This window comes from Burkholderia lata (assembly GCF_902499025.1).
In the GTDB taxonomy this organism is placed as follows: domain Bacteria; phylum Pseudomonadota; class Gammaproteobacteria; order Burkholderiales; family Burkholderiaceae; genus Burkholderia; species Burkholderia lata_C.
The window spans coordinates 1-21945 of the sequence record NZ_CABVPW010000048.1; the positions used below are offsets into that span (position 1 = coordinate 1).

Genomic DNA, 21945 nt, shown 5'->3' on the forward strand with positions numbered 1-21945 from the left:
CGGCGCGCCGTTCCCATCGAGCGCAGCGCGCGAGCTGGATAGCAAAACGCCCCAGCGCGGGAAGCTGCTGGGGCGTCGATCAATCTCCGCTGGAGCTGGAGTGGTTAGGCGAAGTGTAGAACACCGCCAATCGAAACGTAGGGCTTCGCAGTCACCCAGCCACGGCGGAAGTGGCTGTAGTAGGACTGGCCGGAGAACATGCGCGACTGAGAATCGTAGGACTTCGCAAGGCCGGCTGCGACCAGGGCGCGAGCTGCCGATGCTTCGCGGGCGCCTTCGATAACGACGCTATCGCCGCCTCCACGGCGGTTCAGAAGCGTTTGCATCGTCTTGGTCAGCTTTGCCATCTCCGCCCCCTGCGTCGTTCACCGGCTGCGCGGCTGTGCCACTGACCACAGCCACTCCTGTCTATCCAGCATCCAGTCAACCCCGGTCGGAATCCGCAACGTGTCTTCCGCGACATACGCTCCGATCATAATTGACACGTCGATTTCGAGCGACTGCGTTTCCCCCTCGATCTCACCCATCTCTTCCGTGAGGTCGGCCAACACAAGATCTTGTGCGCTTTGCTCGTCCTCGGCCGGCTTCAAGAATGTGCCGAACTCTGCATCGCTTCCGCTAAGTCTCGCGACGATCAAAAAAAGGTACATGACTCCATTCCTCATCAGGTTGGCCCGCACCAAGCGGGCCGCTTCCATCACATCACTTCGGAAAATGCGTCGGCAAGGGTCACGGCTCCCGCGATCAGCCGGTTCGTCTCGTCGTTGTCTGCGTGGTCGGAGATGACATCCCAGCCGGAATTTCCGTAAACCAGATCCATCGAACCGACGCGCACCAGCTTGCGCCGGTTCTCTTCCGTGTGAGGCCGGTGGATGATGAGGGCATCCGAGTCCGTCGCCATGATCGCGCCCATGATCTCGACCAGATCGCGAGACGACTTGATGGCATATGCTTCGCCGTCCCACACTCGAACGGTATAGCCTTCGCGGTCGGCCAGAATATCGCTCACTGCACGACGAATGATCGCTCGTTCAATCAGGATTCGCAGAATCACGGCATGATCTTCGATGTAGCTGCTGCTCACAAAATACTGACGATCATCGCTCTCTGCAAAAACACGGGTGGACGCTTGCGCGCGCAGATTTTCCAGAACGGCGGCAACTTCGATTTTGTCTTGCATCTCTGATCTCCAGTGGTCGTGCATCATCATGGAAACCATTTTACTCGCCGTATCTCGTTTTGTCTATCGCTTGGCGATTGATTGTCCCAATGGTCGGCAGATATAGATAGACGCGGCGAATTACGCGACGCGCCCGGCAGACCCCCTTTCCTGCAAAGCCAATCCGGAACGTCGATCACCACCAGGCGCTTGCCCCGCCGGTGTCGTCCCTTGCCCGACCGTCCAGTGGACGGGCGGGTGCGACGGTAGGGGGCCGGGTCGGTAGACCTCGGGGCCGCGTAAGCGGACACGACCCCCGTAGCCCGGCGCAGGACTCCGGCGGCCGCCGGCACTCGCATACCACCGCGGCGCGCATGCGCCGCCCGTCGTCGGCATCGAGCGCGGCCGCCAGGACGCGCGAGCTGGATCGAAAACCGCCCCCACGTCGCCGGCGGCCGGCCCCGCGATCGCGACCCGTAGCGGCGCGCCGTCCCCATCGAGCGCAGCGCGCGAGCTGGATAGCAAAACGCCCCAGCGCGGGAAGCTGCTGGGGCGTTCGGGCGCGTTGCTAGGCACCGGTACGACGCAGGACTTCTCGCTCGTACCCCGCACGCGGAATGCAGCGCGCCGGATGAATCAAGCGAGCCGCAGCCTTGGCGCGCCGTGCTACGGCCTTCGTCGCGCCATCCATGCAGACGACTTCGAACGCGGCACCGGCCTGTTCGAGCGCGAGCGCTTTGTTGCGATCGTTGCGGAACGAGCAATCGAAGTGAGCGAGGTTCGCCCAGCGCGTGGCGACAGTGAAACGAAAACGCGCTTCGTTCCAAAGCAGCTCGACGCGAATGCCGTCGATGTCGAAACTGCTGCGGATGATTTCGGTTTGCATCGTCGTTCTTGGGTTGCTCAGTGTCCGCCGTAGCGGGCCAGGTGGTCAGGCGCGATGGATGCAGCAGCCGACGCCGAGGAATTCGCTCACGATGTACGTTTCGCGGAATTTCCGGAAGACGCGCACGCCGAGCGCCGGGTGAGCATTGCGGTTCTTGCGAATCTCGCGGGCTGCCTTCGCGCGGGTGATTGCTTGTTCTTCGCCGTCGTTCCAGCGAAGCATCATTTGCGGCTTGCTCATGTCTTTCTCCTGTAGCGGGAGCGGTTGGTCAGGATTTGGTCGACTCGATCACGTTGCTGCGCCGGGTTTCGATCTCGGCCTCGCGCAGCGTGTCGAAACCCCTGACGCCGCAGCCGGGGTCGTCTGCGAAGTCATAGCCGTTCGCGAGCATGACCATGTAGCCGTTGCCTGCGTCACGCTCGTCGTCAACGTGCGCGACCCATGCGCGGGACTCAATGCGTTCGATCATCGTTGCCACGTCTTTCTCCTGTAGCGTGAGCGGTTAGCGGGTGCGGTTAGCGGGTGCGGTTGTTACCAATTACCTGCCATACCATTCAGGCGGAACAATTGCTTACGTGCAGCGTCGTCCCAAGCCTTCGCGATACCTTCGTCCTTTTCATACTTGCGATAGCCACGTGCTACCTCTGCGCTACCGAGCATTTCCCGACGTGCTGCGCGCTTTTGTTTGTAGTCCATCGTCGTTCTCCTACCGCTTAGCAGTTGTACCAAACCGCGACACTAATCCGCACTACGCGACTACGGTACGGCGTGACACGGGCATGACGCGAAGCGCATCCGCAACAATCGTGCTCGTGCGCGCACCCGTACGTGGAAATGCTATCTTCGATCGCACTACGCCATTCGGCTGCATTGACGCCGGCTGGCAGCCGGGCAAAGGCCACGTAGACGGGGCCATTCGATACGTCTGCGCCATCATCACGCGCAGGACTGTATACCTTGCGAAACGGCGTGTGCTTGACCGTGCCCAACTCATCCCATGCGTCAAGGTGTTGGAATGCACCGACAAACTTGCGCGTAACCCGACGTTCGACATGCAACGTATTCATCGTTCCTCCTTCGCTTCGACCATGTAAACTATTTTACGCCATGTATCTCGTTATGTCTATCGCTTTACGATTGATTGCTTCAATGCTCGGCATGCGGCGATAGACCATACGAATTACATCATAAACCTGACAGCGCGCCATGCGATACAGCGGCCGCCGGCACGCAGCAGCGGTGCGTTGTCCGGGATATACTGTATATCCATACAGCACTGGCGCTAAAAATGGGGACTGTTTGGGAATACCAGTGGGAGTACACCGATCTCGATAGCGGACAGGTGAAGCTGTACCCGTTCTGGTTGACGAAGAGCGAGGGCTTTCGGTCGGACAGGCTTACTGAGGGATGGGGCCGGTGCCTAGCCCATACGCGCCGCGAGCGCGTAGGGCCGCCAGAGTGGCGCGAAGCGCTTAAGGTCAAGCCGTACGGCACGCGACCGCTGCCAGAGTTCGAGCCGCCGATGCATGGCGAACTGGTTGATCTATACCGGCGCGAACGCGACCAGGACGTGAGGCGCGTAATCCTCGAAGTCGTGCGTGCTCGACGTGTAATGGCTGAGATTGAGCATCTGGTTGCTATCGTTCGCCGTGAATACGGCGACGGGTTAGTTGCGATGAATCTACTCCGGTGCCTCGCTCAAAATGAACGGTGGCGAGTTGGAGACTTTGGAGACTCGAAGAAGGGCGGCAAGTCCGGCGAGTGATCTGCCTCGATCTCCTGATGAACGGCGAAGGCAACCCACACCGCTTCATGCCGCCTCGCTCTAGGAAGGAAATGGGGATGCGGTTATCCACCGGCCGCCGCTGGCGGCCCGTGGATAACCGCATCGCGCCCCTGCCTCTTGCGGGCCGGGCGCTTCCCCATTTTTTTGACCTCGATACATCAGCTCTCAGTCCGCTTCCGCGCACTCCGGTCAATCTCTTGCAGCTTTACGCTGTATCTCTCTTCAGCGGTTCTTTGGCGGATAGCGAGCGCATCCAGCGCCTCTTGAATCGTCGTCTTGAGCTGCGGGAGGCTCGTTGCCATCTCCAACGCGCCGGATATGGTTTCGATTGCTGTCCGCTGCAACTGGCGAATCTCTGCGCTATGCCTGATAACAAGGTCTTTGAGTTTTGACATACGCCCTCTCTTTGTTTGTATAACGTTACGTCTATCGTATGCCATGTAACTCGCTACGTCTATCCTTTTGCGTGCCGATTTTTTCTATCGGTTTGCTATCTCAATAGCTGCCGGGCACGGACGAAAAAAAGCCCCTGAATTACAGGGGCAAACGAGGGGCGGGACGTGCAAACTGGTTTCGCTACTTACTTCCTCCGATAAGGCTCAGGACTCTTCACCCAGCAGACTCGTTTGCCGAGGATCGCTGCCGCTTTCCTTCTCTTCGGCCGGCTCGCAGATTTGCTCAGCTTCGAGCTGGGCCGCCATCAGCTCTTTCAGGACGCGTGCGGACACCGGAATCGTCACCTCGTCACCGACCACCGCTACCTGAGCGCGCACGTCCTCGGGCATCGAAGAGAACAGGGCGTTCACGTTCGACACGTACCGATCTGCCAGCGCACGGGGTAGAGCCCGTCGCTTCGCGGGTGCGCGGGCCGCTTTCGCTTCACGTTTCGTTACCTTCTTCCGACGCTCTTCGCCACCTTCCGTTACCTCCATCGGGGCCGCCGAGATGATCTCGCGAAGCACGGCACCAGCATTCTTGCCATGCTCTCGAATTGCGTCGATCGCCACATTCACGGTCACCATTTCTTCCGCGACGATCTCCTGCAAATCGATATCGGCATTCGCAAGCATCAGGGCCTGGTCGATATGGGGCAGAGAGACGCCACGCTCTTCGGCGATTTCCGCCTTCGTCCAGCCGAACTTCAACAGCCTCTTGTAGCCGTCCCCTTTCTCAAGCGTCGACAGCTCCGCCTTTTCAGCCGAACCCAGCATGTGAAGGGTACTTTCGGCCGCATTGCCTCTCCATTCGCGCGCCTCGATTCTCCGAATCGGATGCCCTTCAGCGATGGCGAGCAGTGCGCCGCGAGTCCGGCAATGACCGTCGCGCACGATCTTCTGACCGTTGACCATTTCGACGTCGATGGCCGGAAATGATGCACCTTTGATGTACGCGTGCTTGTACCGCTGAATCACATCGCGGAGCTTCTTGGTCTCCCTGCGAAGGTTGAAGCCTTCTTCGAGTACCAGAGTCTGCGGATCAACGTAAAACTCCGTACGCTTGGAAACGGACGGATCTTCCTTGTCTTCCGCTGCCTGCTTGAGCGAGCCATGCACCTTCATTCCGCTTCTCCTTTTCGTGTCTGTCGTGTCCCAACCACCATGAAAACCATTTTACTCGCCGTATCTCGTTTTGTCTATCGCTTGGCGATTGATTGTCCCAATGGTCGGCAGATATAGATAGACGCGGCGAATTACGCGACGCGCCCGGCAGACCCCCTTTCCTGCAAAGCCAATCCGGAACGTCGATCACCACCAGGCGCTTGCCCCGCCGGTGTCGTCCCTTGCCCGACCGTCCAGTGGACGGGCGGGTGCGACGGTAGGGGGCCGGGTCGGTAGACCTCGGGGCCGCGTAAGCGGACACGACCCCCGTAGCCCGGCGCAGGACTCCGGCGGCCGCCGGCACTCGCATACCACCGCGGCGCATGCAGCCGACAAAAAAATGCCCCGGTGCGACGAACAGCCGGGGCTTACGCAATCATGGAGCGTCTTTACTGAAGCCGCGCGCGCCCCATCAACCACATGCCTCCGACGACAAACACGACGGAAATCAGCAGGCGCAGCGCCGAATCCAAGTTAGCGCTAATGAAGAAAAAACTGCCGAGAGAACCCATCAGGCCAACAAAGCCCAGCGCAGACAAAACAAAGCCAGCGAGCAATATCAATGCCCCGGCTACCCGTATTTCCATGATCTTCATATGCCCCCCTTAAACGTCCAGATGACCATCAGCATATCTTTCGTAATTCGCATTGTCTATCCATTTTGTCGTTTGACTTTTAGATCATCCTCTCGAAGCTACGAGACTTAGAACCACTTCCCGATCCAGCCGGTACAATCGCACGACGCAAGAACCCGGATTTACGGCCGTACCCGGCCAAAGTTGAGAACTCTAGCAAATCCATGAGCGAGACCACGCCCCTCTACGGCGAAGACGCGGCAGCGCTGCGGAAGAAGGCCGGATTCACCCAGCAGCAACTTGCTGACCGCTGGGGCTTAAGTCGCGGACAAATCGGCCGATATGAGAAGACGGGGCAGATTGTCCCCCCGAAAGTTGCCGACGCGTACCGCGGACTGGCCGTCGTAGGCGGCTAGGCCCCTCAAAATGCCGCACCCATGCAGCATTTGAATCATGGATGCGATACAATCGAAACGATCGGACTGCCGGTCGGTGTCGCCTGACACACCTATATGCAGGTAACAATCAGAGAGAACCGCGCTCCGAGAATGGGCGCGGCTTTGTAACGAACACGCGCCGTCCAGTTGCGGCGCTGCGGGGAACTCATGACCAATAATCGCACCGCGCGTTCGCTTCGGAGCGTTATCGCCGTCTCGATCATCACGACCGGGGCTGTCCTGCTTGGCTCGACCTCGATCGCGCAGGCTCAAGAGGCGGCACATAGCGCAGCGACCGAGCCGGAATCGCAAGTCGCCAGCGACGAGCCGGCAAACCTGAACGACGACACCAACCGCTTTGTCTACCGGCGCTACACGAACGACACGCGGACGAACGATCGCCTCAATGCGGTTTTTCATCTCATCCAGAGCCAAGGGAATGGCCTAACGTGGGATGGGGAGTCGAAGCCAGCGGATGACCCGAAAGCGGCCCCGGCAGTTGTGGCCGCATCGAAGACTGGCGACGGCGCGAAAGTCGGCAAGGCCGATACCACAAAGACGGCTACCGATTCGGCTTCGCCCCCGGCACCAGCCCCGGCCCCTGACCCGGTGCTGACGTGGGCATTCCGACCGGACGCCACGGCACAACAAACGCTTTCCTCATGGGCAAAGATTGCTGGATGGAACGAGCCGACGTGGACCGCCAAGAATCCGTTTCAAGGTCGCGGCGAGATTCACGGCACGTTCATAGATGCGCTTCGGGCGCTCGCATCCGCAGCGCCCCAACTCAACTTCAACGCATCGCTCGATAAGAAGAGCATCACCGTTACCGACGCGAGCGGCAGTTAAGTAAAACGTTACGTCTATCGCAGAATTTCCGCGATAGATTTTTTTCACCCGCATACGATAGACATTTCGTTTTACGTAAAGTACGATATAACCACGGTGCTCGAAACGCATCGAGAGGCCAACAGATTTCCAACGGAGAATCCATGAAGCGCGAGGAACAAATGAAGAAAGCGGCGAAGCTCATCATCGCCACGTCGATGGCGGCATTCGTAGCCGCTTGCGGGGGCGGCGGGGATGGCGGTAGCAGCAACACCGGCGGATCGTCCGGCGGCTCGAATCCGACTCCGGTACAACAGAACGCAACCGATCCGTACACCGGTCAGCCCGCGGCCGGCTCCGCCACGAACCAGATTTCCGGTTCGGTCGTGAGCGGCGCGACGGCAGGTGCAACGGTCACGGTCTATACGCTGAACAACGACGGCACGAACGGCGATGCCATCGGCACCGCAATTACCGATGCGTCGGGCGCTTTTTCGATTGCGCTGCGCCAAGCGCCCACTGGCATGATCCGCATCGTCGCGACGGGCGGCACGTTCAGCTCCGAGGCCGACGCGTCGACTCAAAGCAACGCCACGCTCGAACTGGTCGCACCGTACGTCACATCGGCACTGAACACGTTCGTCGTCACGCCGGTCACGCACTACGCTTCCCAGCGAGTCTCGTACCTGACCAAGCAGGGCCAGTCGCTGATCGCAGCGTACCGTACGGCATCGTCGGCGGCAGTCTCCGTGCTGTCGGGCCTGAACGCGATCGCGACGGCAAATCGGGCGCACAGTGGCGTCGATTACCTCGCGATCACGCCTGGCTCTTCGCAGGACACGCTGAACGCTTATGCCGATGCGCTCAAGGCGCTCGAATACTACGGCGTCAAGTATGACCTTCCGTCGCACACCACTGTCCGCATCTTCATCGCGACGTCGATCGCCGGCAGCAACGGCGTGACAGACCAGAACGGCCAAGCCGTCAATGTCGGCGCGTGGTCGGGGCAAGTATTCAACGAATCGACCCCGCTCACGGTGGCGAGCATGGCCGGCGGGATCTCCGTGCAAGATGGCGTCGCCTCGATCGTCCAGCAGATGAACGCGACCCAAGCGTGCGCAAGCGGCGATCACACCGCGTTCTATGCGCGCTACCCGCTGGCGGCAGGGCAGTCGGACTATCTCGATTCGACCACGTGCGCTACGTACACCAGCAACATGAACGCGATCAGCGCGAAGATCCCGACGAACAACCGTTCGAAGTACGTCGGCTGATAGCGAGCCCTCGATAAAGCACAAAGCCCGGCGTTTGCCGGGCTTTTTTTACTGGCGCGTACGCACCTCGAAACGGCCTGACGCCTGGCCGTCAATTGCATGTAAGTCCGGTCAGCGCGCCCATGAACGTCCCAACCGCAGTGATGACGGTGTACGCGTTCTTTCCGGACGGGCAAGAGCAGCCGCCCGTTTCGGGGTTCGGCCCAAGGCACGCTCCATCGGTATAGCGGTAGTAATACGCTCCGCCGTGCGTCGAGCCGGCAGACTTCCACACACCAGATTGGCAAGAAAGGATTTGTCCGTTCGGATCGGTCGTGATCCCGTTCCCGCCACACCCCCAGCCTGCCCACGCAAGGGCCGGCAGATTCACCACATTGCGCGCGGTCAGCACGCCGTTAACGGTCTGATTGCCAGCCGCGTATAGGTCGCCGTCGACCTGCGCGCTCCCCGTTGAATGGAGCCATCCGCCCGTGACCGAGCTGTTGCCCACGACGTTCTGACCCACGACCATCCCGTCGTTACGGATATACGCTGCGGGGCTTGCGCCACCACTCGGGCCAGCACCGATCGTTCCACCCGCGTACACATCCCACGTTCTGACGCCACCACTCCAACCGGCGGGCAAATCGGTTGCGCTATAGCCCGACGTCGCGATGCGGCCCGATGCCGTCACCGAGTTTGTTGCAACGTCGCCAGCGTTCTTGATGGTGGAAGTAGCGAGGGTCCCAACGTTGTTCACGTCGTTTCCGTTTGCATTCATCGGCCCGGTCAACGCGCGGCTACCGTCCGTCTTGTAGAAGGGCAGGGTATCGACGTACCCCGTCGTCAATGACCCAGCTCGCATCGCGAGCGCGCCGGCGGCACCGCTGTACGTGTTGGGGAGATTCCACGACGCCCCGCGCGAGAAGTAGGTTCCGGGATTGTTTGGCAACGACTGGCCGCCATCGAAACCGGCAGCATTCACCGCAAACCCCAGCAGGTCGTTTCGCACATTGCCTTGCACGTCTCGATAAGGCGAGGACTCGACCAGGGCGGGCAACTGACAGCCGACACCAGGACAATTCGTCGGGGTGATTGTGATCTTGAATGCGAGGTTGCCCGGATTGTTGGTGGTGTATCCCATCGGCAAAAAGCCGTACTTCTGAAGCTCCGCGATCGTGGGCGAAGTCGGGTTCGCGAGCGTAATGGGTGCGCCGTTCGGATCGACCAATCCCGTCCCCGTGCGGCCGGAGAGCTGGTCTCCATTTTGCGCGATGAACTTGTTAATCCCTGCCTGAAGGCCGCTCATGTACTGGCCCGTCTGAATCGCGGTAGAACGCTCGTTCGCCCTCACTGCCTGCATGTTGGAGTTCGCAAGCGCCATCGTCATCAGAGCAACGCCGAGAGTGGCCTCGAACATCGTCGTCATAACTTCCCCCGTAGGTTCTGTAAACGCAAAAAAAAGCCGACCGCACGAAAGTGCAGTCGGCAGGTCGACGGCTTTACTGACGCTGCACGACGATGCTGTTATTGGTCGGTTGGCACGATGCGGTCGGATCGAGCTGACCGCCAAATGCCTTGACCGAAGTACCGTTCAGCGACATGGTTGCTGCGCTCCCGGCAACACCCGCGACGATCTTCTTGCAGGTCTCGTCAGTCACGCCTCCGACCGTGTACTGACCGGAATCGTTGGCCGTCGTAACTTGGCCGGGCGCAACTGCGAGCGTACCGCCGCCCTTGAGCGTAACGACACCACCGCCGGCGTCAACGATAGTCGAGAAGTTCTTGAACAGACCCGACAGCGACGCGTTTGCCGTCGTGAATTTCGACCATTGGCCAACGTACAGGTTGCTTGCGTTAGCGCCCAGCTCGTTGAACTCCTTCACGAAGTCGGCACCGTTCTGCCCGGCACGTCCACGGTTGAACCCGTAGATCGCCGTAACGATCACCGCTGCGGCGAGAATCGCCCAAAACATGAACTCCCCGATCGTTGCGCCGGACTGCCCGCGCGCGAGCCGGTGATTGATCGGCCTGCCACGATACAGACGCTTTGCGCCATCGATCTTTTCGACGTTGCCAACTTCGTTGTCGAACACAACCACGTTTTCAGCAGACACCTTCATCTCGTTCATCACTTGTTCCTTTACATTGATCTCAAAAAATCGAGCCTTAAAAAGCTCGCTCTGCTCCTAATAATTCGGAATACACATCAAAATTAGATCATAACAATCATACTCGAATTACCCCCCCGTTAACTAGCGTGAAATCTGTGTCGGCGCATTTGAATAACCACTCGTAGACACCGCGTCTTGGAACTGCCATCCCATGTAATTGAATCCCCCCTGAATCGCGACAACGAGAATCACCAGCACCGCGCGCGAAGTGTTCTGAATGCGCTTCGCTCGCTTCTCCAGCTCTTTCGGCGCAGTGTCCAGGATGGTGCCGCCAACCTGCTTTAGCATCTCGGACACGTCAGCGTAGTCGGCAATGTCCATCATCCGATACTCGGTCTCGCGATCAACCATACCGGTTTGAAAATTCTCGCCTTTTCCGTGTGGGTTCTCTTCGAGGTTGTGCACGATCCGGAGAATGTGATGCCGAAGCCACACGCTGGCGTTGGGCTCCATCATCTGCAATGCCTTGGGAACGGAAACTACTTTGTTGTTGACCCGTTGCGTCACGGCAGCAAGGGCTACGATGAATGACGCGGCCTGAAACTCCGCGTACAGACGGAAGGGTAAGACGTGTCGATCGAGCCACTGCCGCCACCTTCCAACGTAGTTCGGTACGGCCCACTTCACGATCGAGATCGAAACCACGATGAAGACGATCCAGAGCGGCCAAACTGTTCGAATCGACACGCTCATCCAGTGCATGATGACCGCAATGAGGCCGAGGTCAGAGACCGGCACGTTGGGCGGTAGAGAGCTTTCAATGTCCGGCACGATTCGGAATGAGTACATGCCGATGAAGATCTGAGCCGCAACAAAGACGAAGAGCGTGGACAACCAGATTGATGCAACCGCTTCTTTAGTTGCATCGAGCGCAGTAACGACCTCCCCCAGCTCCTTCAAGCCCTTGGTCAAATCCCCAGCTCGCTCAGCGATCATGAGGGGCGCGTAGTCCTCTTCCGGAACGCTGTCGCGAATCGCTTCTGAGAATGACCCGTCGATCATGTAGTTGTCGAGCCATCGAGCGGCGAGCCGTCCCTTGGGCTCGTCAGGGTAGCGGTCAGCGATACGCTCGATGTGAACGCTGATGTTCACGCGCGGCTGACTCTCCATCGTTGCCGCAAGGTCGACATAAAATGCGGCACGCTTTTTCTCGAACCGCATCTTGTCACGGGCGAACTGATCCCAAAGCGGTCGAAACAAGCGGCTGATTCCGTCACTAAACGGCTTCGTGATCTGCTCAAGTATGTCGCTCATAGTTGTCTATTCCGGTGAATTCGCTGATGTATCCGCTATCGCGCTTACTCGGCTATGCAACCGCTTCGAGGTTGCCGTGCGTCGTGGACGATCGGTGCGTGAGTCGCTTCAGGTCGTGCTCGTAAGCGTCGATGGACTGGAATCGCTTCTCGGCCTCGGTCAAGCAAATTTCTCCGAGCGAAACCTTGTACATCGAGATTTCAAGCGGCGACTTTCCATCCGAGTTGTCGCTGTCGAATCCGGCAACACGAAGAGATCGGTAGTAGTGCAGCAGCTCGATGCTCCTTGCGTCGCGCACTAAACGCATCATGTCGTCGGACGGCTCGATGATCTGAGCGATCAGAGTGCGCCCACGGATACCGTTCAGCTCCGGAACACCTTCACGCGCGCAGTGCGAGCAGCCGATCGGATTCCGCACTCGGATCTTGCTCACATCGATTTGGAAAAGATGCTCAAGGCGTGCGAGGAATTCGCTATTCGCAATCCGCAGTGATTCGACCGCGATCGTCGCAACTGCCGAGTCGCCGCTATGACTCTCGATCACCGATCGCAGGAAGCCGGGCGTTTCGTGCGATGTCGCCAATAGCGAGCACATCGGGCAAGTCTTCGGGACGAGCGCGAGGTGAACCATCATCTTCAGGAAGCCAGGAAGCGTGACAATGTCGCGGGCCAGGGCGAACTCTTCGCTCATCAAGCGATTGGGAATCGCAAGGGCGTTCGGTGCGTGAATCGTCGTGAAGCCGCGTTGGCCGGCCAGCACAGCATCGCGAAATGCGCCCGTTGTGCTGGGGTCTCGCAGCTCCGAAATCACCGTCACATCGGGGTCTGTTCGCTTGTTCTGGAGCTTGAAAGATGCGAACGCATCCGAACCTTCATCGTCGTTGAGACCACGCGACGCGGAATGCTGATTCGAGCCTTCGTGGTTATGCAAATACTCGATCGGATCTTCTGCCGAGTTGATCTCGTAGTACGGTGGCATCAGATTGATCAGCGTTTGGAGAAACTTCGACTTGCCGGAGTTAACGCGCCCGGAAAATATCCACCCCCCGCCGTCCGTATACAGCTCGCGCATGATCGCCCGCTCCTGATAGGGCGGAAGACCCGCGCCGTTCGGCTGCATCCCTACAGAGGTGTATGCGTCGTTGACGTCGACCTTCATAACCCGCAGCACAACCTTCAGCCCCTTGTGGGTCGGCAACTGAGCCCATCGGAAGCTAAGCGACTGCCCCGATATGACTTCTTCGAGCTGGCATTGCAGCGCCAAGGTGACGCTGTAGCTACTGGTTGTGGTTGAGTTGCCCTTGAACGAGTACATGAAGCCGAGCATGCGCTGCATCTGGTCGGTCGTCATGCGAAACTTTCTCGGCCGAATCACGTTGCCGTCCATGCGGAATCCGACTTGCGAATACTCGCGATCGAGCTTCAGCTTCATGTGAATGTCGGATACACCGTTATCGAGCGCGAAGTCGACAATCTCGACAAAGAGCTTGAACAGCGGGCTATCTCGATCGGAGCTGCGTACGCGCGTTGCGTTGCTGCCGCTCTCCGCGCGTGCCAGCTCAGACACGACAGCTTGCGTTGCAACGTAGATCGCCGGTATATGCGGACGGTGTTGCTTCTGAAGCTCCGAGTACACCTCATCAACCACTTCGGTATTGAGCATGTTCCGCGTCAGCACGATTGCGAACTGATCGCCGGAAATCTGGATCGGGCAGATGGATTGCCGATACTCAGCACGAATTACCGTCGATTGGATAGTGCGGCGGAACTCGGGCAGATCGGCGGTCTGAATCACTTCTTGAGACGCGACGACATACTCACCGTGCCGCATGGCTTGATCGTCGCCTGCGTCCTGTGCCACCACCGTGCGCGAGAACTGGCGAGTCGACGTAACGGCCGGCGTGGTCGGCGCGTTGACAGGCACATTCGCCTTTTCCTCGCCGCGACGACGCACAAAGCGCGAGAACAGCTTCGGGAATTGGATGTGCATAGCTCAGCGCATGTAGGGGTTGTTGGGAATCACCGGGAACCCGGGCATCGGTGCTTGCGGTCGAGCCGCTTCGAGCGGACGCGGATCGGCCTCGAAATCACCCTGCGCATAGAGCGGCCACACGTAGCGGGCTCGCCCTTTCGTCGCCGTAAGCGCCGAGTCGGACACGTCGGTGATCGTGTACCCCTCGAACTTCTTGCCCTTGTAGACTGAGATGACGCGGCCGTTGATCGCGAGCTGGCCGCGGAAATTGTTTTCGCCTCCGTCGACGTGAACGCCGTACACGGAGAAGAAGCACGGCTTGTTGTCGTCAGGACACGCAGCGCTGAACCGCCGATTGGTCTTTTTCTCGGGTGCGTCGCCAAGCTGAGCGATACCCTGCTGATTCGGCGGCGGAAGAGGCGGCAACATGGCCTGTTGCGCACCTTGCGGAGCAACCGTCGACTCACTGCCTTTCAACGTCGCGAGCTGGGCCTGATAGGCTTTTCGCTGGTACAGATCCTCCCAATCACCCAGCGACGGCGCACGATCAACGCCGGGTTGCGGTGCTACGGTCTTGGCAGGTTCCTGCGCGGCTACCGATGCGACAGTCTTGGCAGGTTCTTGCGCCGCAACCAGCGTCGTGGTGCTGGCCTTTGCCACTTGGACGGGCGCAGACGCAACCGGCGGCTGCGGTGCGGCGAAAGCCGGCTTCGTGGCCGGTGCCGGGGCGGGAGCTGGGGGAGCGCTCGTCGGCGCACCGAGTCCAGGCGGCGTTGAAGCGACCACCTTCGGCACCGGGCCAACGGGCGCTTGCTGAGCGGTGGCGGATGTTTTCTGGCCAAGCGGCAGGTTGAGCGACGGCGACGCCGATGCGGCGAGCGGCACACCGATCAGCATGCAAAGCGCGGCGGCTGCGATAGTGGTTTGTCTGGTCTTCATAGTGGTCTCAGTTGCGTGTGATGGCTTCGCCCTCGATCGAAATCTGATATGGCGTGTCGTCGGAAGCGCTGGTGGATTTGTTGATCGTCAGCTCCGCCTTGCTCAACGTCGCGTATGCGGGAAAATCAGAAAGCAGCTTCACGAAGTGAGATGCGCCCTCGATCGTCCAGTGCGACGCCTTGTAGGCGACTGCCGCGACTCCTGCGGGCTGGACACCGGGAGGAATGAGAAACGCCTCGGCATCATTGAGCGACGCTTTCTTGACGAGCTGGCTTGCCGATTGCAGCGTCGACGTGAAACGCATCTGCCGATCGGCGGCCGTACCTGCTGACGTCAAGACCGTATTCAGCGTTACCTTCTTGACCGCTTGCGGCGACGCATTGACGATCATCTGGTCTGCCGTTGGGAGATACGTAGCGCTCGATGCGTATTCCTTCGGAGCGGCTGCGATGAAGGTCTGATTCGTCGCGTAGCTCTTCAAGTCTCGGTCGTAGGTGAGAGCGCATTGCGCGCGCCCATCCCACGCTTGGTACGATCCGCCCTGCGAGCCAGGAGCACTGAACTTGCACGACACTTTGGATAGAGACCATCCACCGTACATGGTGGTGAGCGATCGTATCCAGTCGTACCACGACGAGAAATCGCTTGCCCTTACGACGGGATCGAGTGCGTGCGCCTTCAGGCTATCCGCGTACAACTCCGTCGGCGTCTTCGTCGCAACCGGGTCAGGGGGAAAGAAGTAGTCAGCAGCCCTCGGCGCCATAACTGCCAGCACGCCGACAGCGACGATGGCGACGGCGACTTTCTTGTAGAGCGCCGATCGGCTTGGTGGCTTCAACAGACAAGTGCTGTCTGCATGTTCCGCCAGCTCCGCGAGCGTAAGCGGCGTTGCCTCGCCAACGAACGACAGATTCGTTTCACCCACGACCGCAAACCCGGATTCACCGCATTTTTTGCCGAACTCGATATACAGCTCATGGGCCTGCTGCTCGGTCAGGCCGATTTGATCGAAGCGACGCAACGGCCTGCGCTGCCGCACACCGATGAGAGAAATCTTGTCGTCAGGTGTCCGGATCAGCAGCAGGGCATCATCGGGAAGCCCCGGTACACGAAGAAACGCGGCGGCAGCGGCGAAGATCTGCCCAGCCTGCGAAGCGGACGAATCCGACTTCGGCAGAAACCCAGCGTAGTCCGCTTTGTCCGCGTGCCAAAGCAGTGGCGATCGCATCTCGCGGGCTCGCCTCGCCGCGATCGTGGCATACGAGCCCGATTCAACAAGCAGCCGCCATTCCATCCCGAAGGCGAGTTTTTTCCCGTTGATTTCGCTGATCATTGCGCTGGCCCTTGCTGTCCGGCGTCCGTGTCCTTGATCGTCGCGCTCATGACCAGCAGCGTTGCGGTACGCGTGCGCGAAGCATTGACCGATCCGCCGGCGAGCAGCGGAATGTTATGGCCGAGCGTACGTCGATCGTATTGCGCCGTGTTCGAATCGAACACCGTCAACACGGTTGTTGCCCCGTTCCGGATGATCGCGTCGGTAGAGAGACCTTGCCCGGTCGTATTGACGAGCTGGACGGTCTGCTGATTCGAACCGGAGCCCGACGTGAACGGCTGAATGCTCTGCAACACCGACGTATCGAGCGAAACCGTTACGGCGACCGAGTTGTTATTCGTGACGCTCGCATACACCAGCATCTTCAGGCCGACTTGATCTTGGGCCGTCGTGACACCAGGAATGCCACCAGTACCGCCCGCCGTTGCCGTCGCGGGGGTCGTTTGCGAAACGTAGGAGAAGCGAACGCGGTTGTTGTAGTAGTGCGTGTGACGGTTCTGCACTTCGAGAGGAATGTCATCGGACGATGCCGTATTCCCCAATTCGGCAAGCGCCTTCACTGCCGCCTGCGTGCCACTGAACTGTCCGGAGGTGATCTTCGCACCCAGCTCTCCGGCGTTCGCGGAAACGAGCGAGATCGGTGACGCAGACGTGAGGATGAAGCCCGGAACCTTGTTCAAAGCTTTCGTCAGGACAGCCTGCCAGTCAACGCCGAGTTGCCCTGTATCGTTCAACGTCACCTGAACGAGCCGCATATGGACCGCGACCATCTTGGAAAGCAAAGCGCGATGGAAGTTGACGATCGATTCCGCTCGTTCAACTGCATCCTTCGTGTCGGTGATAGTGATGGTGCCTTGCGAAATGTTTCCGCTGACCGATCCCGATCGGGTCATCACCGTTTGCACATCGTTGAGGATCGACGTGATTTCATTGACGTTCTGAGCCTCGCTCTTCAGGGCCGCCTTGTCCTGCCCTTGGTTTTGCAAAGCATTCTGGTTGTTCGACAGCGCGGTGTTGTTGATCTGGTCGGTCGAATAGCTCATGCTCGAAGGCCGAACCGGCAGCAGCCACGTTTTCGTCAGCATGCGATAGACGCGAATGACACCCTTCTTTGCGTCCCACTCCCAATTCACGCCGATGCGTGTCGTCATCAGGTCAAGAATCTGGTTGAGCGGCATCTCGTCTTGCGTAATCTCGACCTCTTGCGGCGAGTCTTGCCCGGAGTAGCCGGACGAGACCAACCCCCCGCCCCCCGTCACGCTCGAAAGGGCGGGCAGGGGGCCGGACGCGAGACGGCCGGGGCCGGCCGGCATAACCGGGGGAACCGGCCCGTTGCCGCCGCTGGGGCTATCGTCCAGCTTCTGCGTGCGCGGAAGCAACGCGTTGGCCGGCAGGTAGACGTCGGACGAGATGACAACGGGGATCTTGGTCGCAAGCGTGATCTGCTCAGCAGCGACCGGCAGGTTGACGCGCTTATTCGGAAAAACCAGTTTGACCTTGACGCCGCGCTGCAACGGAAGCGGAAGCGTTGCGCTCGGCGGCAGAGCTACGCTCTTGCCGGCGAGATAGGGGTGATCGACAAATGCGCTTTTACGCCGCTCTTCACGACCATTCGTGATCTGGCTGATGAGACTGCGCGATGCCGTGTCAGTCTCTGCACCCGCGTTCGTAACGAATTTGTTCGTGGATTGAGTGAGCTGCGGCGAAACGCACCCGGACAGGACGAGCGACGAGAGAAGAGGGTAGAGGACGAATCGTTGTGCTTTCATGTGCGTGCCTTGGTCACTTGGGATTGCATTCAGTGCTCGTCGGAAGCACGCGCACCACGTTGTTGGTGTAGAAGCACGGATGCACCGGCAAATCCGTGCTCAACGTGGTATCGAGCACTGCCTGAACCGCATCGGTGAACGAGCCAGAGAACGGTGACGAGGCGACAACGGGAACGTCCTGCCCGACTTCCCAAAACGTCGTCCAGCCCGCTTGCTTGCCCCAACGAGCGAAGAGCCCTTGAAACGTCTGATCGGCCGGCGTCGCCTCCCAAAGCGGGGCAACAACGAAACCCTGCAGCTCGGGCGTTGCGGCCGACACGGCGGCACCAGCGGCCGGAGCTGGCGCAGTGGTAACGCTCGAAGCAGCCGGGTTCGCGGCTTTCACGACAGGGGCGCTCGAATTGCTCGATGCGGGTTGCGGCGCGCTCTGCGCCGGGCCGCCCTCGATGACAAGCGCGGCCTGGCTGAACGCCGGTACCAGAGCGAGCGCTACCAATAGCTTCCTCATTGCATTCCTTTTTTTCGTTGAAGGGACACGGCTAAGCCCGACTCCACACCAGCGGCGAGATAGCACCTGCCGACAACGAAATGCTATCATACCGACCACTAAAAGATAGCTTTTAGTGGCCTAAAAGACGCATTTGTATCGGAAAGGGTCGGGCACTGCTTGATACGCGCCGGGATAGCCGCCAACTCGGGGGAGCGCTTCGGGGAGGTGAGACCTCGGGGAGTCGGGCGGCAAGGGTCAGCTAGTGCCTCAAGGAACAGTCCGCCATGCCGTAAAGGGATAACGGCATAAGTGCATGTTTCCTGAACCCTTTATGCACTTTTGGTAGACGTCTAATGAGGAAAAAGAGATGAAAGACCGTCTGAACGATCGGCTGCTCCGGGCGGCCGTGATGACGATCGGGATGGGAATGCTTTGGGCAACTTCGCTGCCGGCGGCCAGGGCGGATTGCTTGGACGACGCCGCGAACTACTGGAGCGTGCCGACGTCGCTGGCGCGAGCGGTCGCGATGCAGGAATCAGGAATGCGGCCACGCGTCGTTTCGAAAAACACCAACGGCTCGCGCGACATTGGCCTGATGCAAATCAACTCGTCTTGGCTTCCGCGGCTGAAGCAATACGGCATCGGGGAAGAAGACCTACTAGACGCCTGCAAGAACGCGTATGTGGGGACGTGGATCATGGCGCAGAACATTGCGCAGCTCGGCTACAACTGGACGGCCATTGGTGCGTACAACGCCGTCACACCGAGCAAGCGTGACGCGTATGCACGGAAGATCTACGGGCAGCTCATGAGGTTGCAGGGCGGGGCAACGACCACCGGGCCGATGGCAAATCAATAACCCTCGGCATTCCCGAAAAGTCTCACCACTCCTCGTTGCCGCACGTCGCACGCAGCTTCGCAAGCACGTCGGGATAGCTGTCGTGTAGCTCGGGCCAGTTCTCGCCGGGCGTAAGCGCGTCGGGCGATATGCTCCCGCGCCTAACGGCCATCCGCACGCGTGGATGGCGGTGGCCGACCATCGCGAGCCAGCCAGCGCAAGGGATTTCGCTGCCTAGCTTCGACTGATGGCACGCGAAAAACGACGCACCGAAGTCCGGCCCGATGCCGCGCTCGTCGGGGCACGTACCCGCCAGGGATTCAGCCAGCGCGAGACTGAAATTCGGAATGTCGCCAGCATCCTGGTCAACGCGCCACGGGCATGATGGACACGGCCGCGCCGCAGCCTTCATGGAGCACTCGCTCACTGGCCCTCCATTCCTTTCGCCAGTGCGATGCAGTCCCGAATCGATCGCACATCGCCAAGCCTCAGCCGCATTGCATCGAGCTTGGCCCTTGCTGCGTCAGCCGCCGCCTGCACAACAGCGATTTCCTCGGCCGTTTCTGCGCCGCCATTGTCCATCAGTGCGACGACTGCGATCGAGTACAGGCGTGCTGCCCGCACGACGGTTCGCTTGTTCATGGGTGTCACCTTGCTTTGACCAACTCGTTGAGCGCCGATCGCGCCTCACCGTCAGATAGAGGTGGCTCGAAGTCGGACAGATGGAACCAGAGACGTGCAGCGTCCTCGCCATTCAGATGCAAGGATTCGCAGACCTGCACCACTGTTTGCCGGCGAACCAAATCCGCGACGGCCAGCACGCCTCGATCGGTCTGCGAAAGCGACGAAACGCCATCGAAGCCGCTTACACCAGCTTGCGCGTGGAAGTGTTCGATCAGCGCCTTATCTAGCGCGCTCAGGTTGTATTCGATCACGTGGCGGCCTCTTCGGTGTCGTCATTCAGTGTCGCTCGAATCTGCGACGGGAGCGACTAACACCGGCCGTCCATGCGAAGCAGCCTCCCTGAAGCGTGCAATTACGTCCGCATCCGAAGCGCCGGGTTGCAGCACCATCACATTGCGGTCAACGGAAACAATCTGCACGGCGTTCGCCTCCAGCTCAGCCGCCACATCACGTACCAGGCTCTCGAAGAACTCCGGCGGAATCCACGTACTTCCCAACAACACGGTCAGGCCGTCGACCGTAGGAATCGCTTCATACGCAAGAACCATAACGCCGCTATCGTGTTCCACTCGGAGGCGAGCCGACTGGCGCGCACTGCTAACAAACACGGGTTGCTTGGACGAGTCGATGGAAAGCCATTCGTATGCCCATTTCCACATCTTCAGAGCATCGTCCGTCGAAAGTTCAAACGGCAGCTTGCCGTCGTCAAGATGCTGGCGTCCGAATACGATATGCGCTTGCGGCTTGCGGATACGGATATTGCAGCGCGCGAAGTTTGCGCCATCGTTGAACTGATGCGCGACACGCTCGAACATAGACTTGTACCGGTCGGACGAAGACTTGTACTGCTCCTTGCTCATACCGCCTCCTTTTTGCCACCGTGCCCCTTGATAAGCGCGTCGATCTCTTCGAACATTTCCGCCGGCCCCCTGTAGACGCGCGTGTCCTCCATTGACGGATCGAATCGCTTCATCAGCCGCTGGGATGCCTGCCACGGAAGATGCCGGGCGATGTTGTTCTTCTTCGCCAGCTCGATGTTCTCGACGCCATCGACCAGCACGCCTTTCGCTAGTTCGAGCGAGTGCGGCTCAAGCATCGACAACTTTTCGAGCGCATTGAACTGCTTGCGCGTCAGCATCTTGCGTCCCTTGTGCCGCTCTACGATCAGGTCGATCTGCACGAAGACCTCCGGAGACCCCGTGTAGGTGTGCATCTGCGGCTCTTCGAGAGCCAGCAGGCGCGTAACAACTTGGTATGCGTACTGGCGCTTACGCCCATGCTCTTCCGCCGCCTCGGCATAGCCGCGGCCCTCGACCAACACCGAGCGCGCGATCGCTACCGCGTCTTCCTTCATTCTCGATTTCATCACAAGCGCGTCAAACTGCTTCGGCTTCAGACGTGTCGTCGCCATGTTGGTTGTCATCATATGGTTGCTAATCCCGTAATTATCCCCCACTCGCGGATCTTCCTCGAAGACCACTGGTTTACCCCGAAAGCCAGCGACCGGACAGGGAAGGGAAGTCCCCGCCGGCGTTCCGTCGTAACGCGTCACTCGGCAGCTACCGGTACAGCACGGATCGCTTCGATCATGCAGTAGGTCAACGGTAAATCCGCCCCACGCATCCTGAGCACCGCACGAAACTTGTGCCGATCCGCGTCTGCCGGGCGCATCGAGAACGCCACATACACCGGCATCCCGAACGGAATGCGACGCGTGCTCTCGCGCCCAATCAGGTGCGCAATGCGCTTTGTCGCGTCTTCGCACGCCTGCAACCGCATGGAGTGCGGCAGCTCCCCGATTGTGCAGGCGTAGCGGCTTCGTTCTCGGCCGTCAGGCCCAAGTGCCTCGTACGGGATCTCCAAATAGTTCGTCAATCTCTGCTCCTTTGTATTTCATATTGTCTATCGCAACTCCATTCTACGTGAGCAATGCAGACTTTAGCAATAGACATTTCGAGATACACGAAGGA

The 21945-nt window shown here is 59.5% G+C and carries 29 protein-coding genes; 6 read left to right on the top strand and 23 right to left on the bottom strand.

All coding sequences use genetic code 11. The annotated features are described in order from the left end of the window. Positions 1-104 precede the first annotated feature (104 nt). From BDI24065_RS34590 to BDI24065_RS34620, 7 genes are all read right to left on the bottom strand, one after another. The gene (locus tag BDI24065_RS34590) at positions 105-347 is read right to left on the bottom strand and encodes a hypothetical protein (protein WP_175034966.1); all 243 of its coding nucleotides are present in this window, start codon (positions 345-347) and stop codon (positions 105-107) included. A gap of 18 nt (positions 348-365) precedes the next feature. Continuing rightward, positions 366-650: a hypothetical protein gene (locus BDI24065_RS34595; RefSeq protein WP_175034967.1), complete on the bottom strand. Its 285-nt coding sequence runs from the start codon at positions 648-650 to the stop codon at positions 366-368. 47 nt (positions 651-697) lie between these two features. After that, entirely contained in the window at positions 698-1180 is a 483-nt protein-coding gene (locus BDI24065_RS34600) for a hypothetical protein (protein WP_175034968.1), read from the bottom strand. 547 nt (positions 1181-1727) lie between these two features. After that, entirely contained in the window at positions 1728-2045 is a 318-nt protein-coding gene (locus BDI24065_RS34605; protein ID WP_175034969.1) for a hypothetical protein, read from the bottom strand. 45 nt (positions 2046-2090) lie between these two features. Further along, on the bottom strand, positions 2091-2285 hold the full coding sequence (locus BDI24065_RS34610) for a hypothetical protein (protein WP_085503812.1): 195 nt from the start codon (positions 2283-2285) through the stop codon (positions 2091-2093). A gap of 28 nt (positions 2286-2313) precedes the next feature. Beyond that, complete coding sequence (locus BDI24065_RS34615) at positions 2314-2523, bottom strand: hypothetical protein (RefSeq protein WP_175034970.1); 210 nt, start codon at positions 2521-2523, stop codon at positions 2314-2316. A gap of 53 nt (positions 2524-2576) precedes the next feature. Further along, a complete protein-coding gene (locus BDI24065_RS34620) occupies positions 2577-2741 on the bottom strand; it encodes a hypothetical protein (protein ID WP_175034964.1) in 165 nt (54 codons plus the stop codon). 592 nt (positions 2742-3333) lie between these two features. On the opposite strand from BDI24065_RS34620, the gene BDI24065_RS34625 reads away from it, so the two are divergent. Both BDI24065_RS34625 and BDI24065_RS34630 read left to right on the top strand, forming a co-directional pair. Next, the gene (locus BDI24065_RS34625; protein ID WP_175034971.1) at positions 3334-3810 is read left to right on the top strand and encodes a hypothetical protein; all 477 of its coding nucleotides are present in this window, start codon (positions 3334-3336) and stop codon (positions 3808-3810) included. Positions 3811-3887: 77 nt separating this feature from the next. Then, a complete protein-coding gene (locus BDI24065_RS34630) occupies positions 3888-4223 on the top strand; it encodes a hypothetical protein (RefSeq protein ID WP_175034972.1) in 336 nt (111 codons plus the stop codon). 207 nt (positions 4224-4430) lie between these two features. Here BDI24065_RS34630 and BDI24065_RS34635 read toward each other — a convergent pair whose 3' ends face one another. Both BDI24065_RS34635 and BDI24065_RS34640 read right to left on the bottom strand, forming a co-directional pair. After that, the gene (locus BDI24065_RS34635) at positions 4431-5390 is read right to left on the bottom strand and encodes a hypothetical protein (protein ID WP_175034973.1); all 960 of its coding nucleotides are present in this window, start codon (positions 5388-5390) and stop codon (positions 4431-4433) included. Positions 5391-5818: 428 nt separating this feature from the next. Next, positions 5819-6025 carry a hypothetical protein gene (locus BDI24065_RS34640; protein ID WP_175034974.1) on the bottom strand — a complete coding sequence of 69 codons (207 nt, stop codon included), beginning with the start codon at positions 6023-6025 and terminating at the stop codon, positions 5819-5821. 203 nt (positions 6026-6228) lie between these two features. Between BDI24065_RS34640 and BDI24065_RS34645 the strand changes: the two genes are divergently transcribed. The 3 genes from BDI24065_RS34645 (at position 6229) to BDI24065_RS34655 (ending at position 8543) form a co-directional block, all read left to right on the top strand. After that, positions 6229-6420, top strand: a complete 192-nt coding sequence (locus tag BDI24065_RS34645) for a helix-turn-helix domain-containing protein (RefSeq protein ID WP_175034975.1) — start codon at positions 6229-6231, stop codon at positions 6418-6420. 189 nt (positions 6421-6609) lie between these two features. Next, entirely contained in the window at positions 6610-7290 is a 681-nt protein-coding gene (locus BDI24065_RS34650; protein ID WP_175034976.1) for a hypothetical protein, read from the top strand. Positions 7291-7433: 143 nt separating this feature from the next. Further along, the gene (locus BDI24065_RS34655; protein WP_254609920.1) at positions 7434-8543 is read left to right on the top strand and encodes a hypothetical protein; all 1110 of its coding nucleotides are present in this window, start codon (positions 7434-7436) and stop codon (positions 8541-8543) included. A 91-nt stretch (positions 8544-8634) separates the two neighbouring features. Here BDI24065_RS34655 and BDI24065_RS34660 read toward each other — a convergent pair whose 3' ends face one another. The 8 genes from BDI24065_RS34660 to BDI24065_RS34695 form a co-directional block, all read right to left on the bottom strand. Further along, on the bottom strand, positions 8635-9951 hold the full coding sequence (locus BDI24065_RS34660) for a hypothetical protein (RefSeq protein WP_175034977.1): 1317 nt from the start codon (positions 9949-9951) through the stop codon (positions 8635-8637). A 73-nt stretch (positions 9952-10024) separates the two neighbouring features. Continuing rightward, positions 10025-10654: a hypothetical protein gene (locus BDI24065_RS34665; protein WP_175034978.1), complete on the bottom strand. Its 630-nt coding sequence runs from the start codon at positions 10652-10654 to the stop codon at positions 10025-10027. A gap of 123 nt (positions 10655-10777) precedes the next feature. Continuing rightward, positions 10778-11950, bottom strand: coding sequence for a type II secretory pathway component PulF-like protein (locus BDI24065_RS34670; RefSeq protein WP_175034979.1), 1173 nt, complete (start codon positions 11948-11950; stop codon positions 10778-10780). 52 nt (positions 11951-12002) lie between these two features. Next, positions 12003-13940 carry an ATPase, T2SS/T4P/T4SS family gene (locus tag BDI24065_RS34675; protein WP_175034980.1) on the bottom strand — a complete coding sequence of 646 codons (1938 nt, stop codon included), beginning with the start codon at positions 13938-13940 and terminating at the stop codon, positions 12003-12005. 3 nt (positions 13941-13943) lie between these two features. Further along, entirely contained in the window at positions 13944-14861 is a 918-nt protein-coding gene (locus BDI24065_RS34680) for a hypothetical protein (RefSeq protein ID WP_175034981.1), read from the bottom strand. Between the two features lie 7 nt (positions 14862-14868). Then, complete coding sequence (locus BDI24065_RS34685; RefSeq protein WP_039341437.1) at positions 14869-16194, bottom strand: hypothetical protein; 1326 nt, start codon at positions 16192-16194, stop codon at positions 14869-14871. Further along, positions 16191-17963: a hypothetical protein gene (locus BDI24065_RS34690; protein WP_039341440.1), complete on the bottom strand. Its 1773-nt coding sequence runs from the start codon at positions 17961-17963 to the stop codon at positions 16191-16193. The genes BDI24065_RS34685 and BDI24065_RS34690 overlap by 4 nt, the downstream gene beginning before the upstream one ends. A 13-nt stretch (positions 17964-17976) precedes the next feature. Next, on the bottom strand, positions 17977-18471 hold the full coding sequence (locus BDI24065_RS34695; RefSeq protein ID WP_069586053.1) for a toxin co-regulated pilus biosynthesis Q family protein: 495 nt from the start codon (positions 18469-18471) through the stop codon (positions 17977-17979). A 349-nt stretch (positions 18472-18820) separates the two neighbouring features. Here BDI24065_RS34695 and BDI24065_RS34700 point away from each other — a divergent pair, with 349 nt between their 5' ends. Then, a complete protein-coding gene (locus BDI24065_RS34700; protein WP_095145691.1) occupies positions 18821-19312 on the top strand; it encodes a lytic transglycosylase domain-containing protein in 492 nt (163 codons plus the stop codon). 22 nt (positions 19313-19334) lie between these two features. On the opposite strand, the gene BDI24065_RS34705 is transcribed toward BDI24065_RS34700, so the two are convergent. The 6 genes from BDI24065_RS34705 to BDI24065_RS34730 all read right to left on the bottom strand — a co-directional run bounded on the left by BDI24065_RS34705 (position 19335) and on the right by BDI24065_RS34730 (position 21850). Further along, positions 19335-19703: a DUF6283 family protein gene (locus BDI24065_RS34705; RefSeq protein ID WP_141715653.1), complete on the bottom strand. Its 369-nt coding sequence runs from the start codon at positions 19701-19703 to the stop codon at positions 19335-19337. A gap of 11 nt (positions 19704-19714) precedes the next feature. Further along, positions 19715-19933, bottom strand: a complete 219-nt coding sequence (locus BDI24065_RS34710) for a hypothetical protein (protein WP_175034982.1) — start codon at positions 19931-19933, stop codon at positions 19715-19717. 5 nt (positions 19934-19938) lie between these two features. Beyond that, positions 19939-20226: a hypothetical protein gene (locus BDI24065_RS34715; protein ID WP_046196920.1), complete on the bottom strand. Its 288-nt coding sequence runs from the start codon at positions 20224-20226 to the stop codon at positions 19939-19941. A gap of 21 nt (positions 20227-20247) precedes the next feature. Further along, the gene (locus BDI24065_RS34720; RefSeq protein WP_175034983.1) at positions 20248-20835 is read right to left on the bottom strand and encodes a hypothetical protein; all 588 of its coding nucleotides are present in this window, start codon (positions 20833-20835) and stop codon (positions 20248-20250) included. Further along, complete coding sequence (locus tag BDI24065_RS34725; protein ID WP_069586055.1) at positions 20832-21401, bottom strand: TrfB-related DNA-binding protein; 570 nt, start codon at positions 21399-21401, stop codon at positions 20832-20834. The genes BDI24065_RS34720 and BDI24065_RS34725 overlap by 4 nt, the downstream gene beginning before the upstream one ends. A gap of 122 nt (positions 21402-21523) precedes the next feature. Next, on the bottom strand, positions 21524-21850 hold the full coding sequence (locus BDI24065_RS34730; protein WP_039341454.1) for a hypothetical protein: 327 nt from the start codon (positions 21848-21850) through the stop codon (positions 21524-21526). Positions 21851-21945 lie beyond the last annotated feature (95 nt).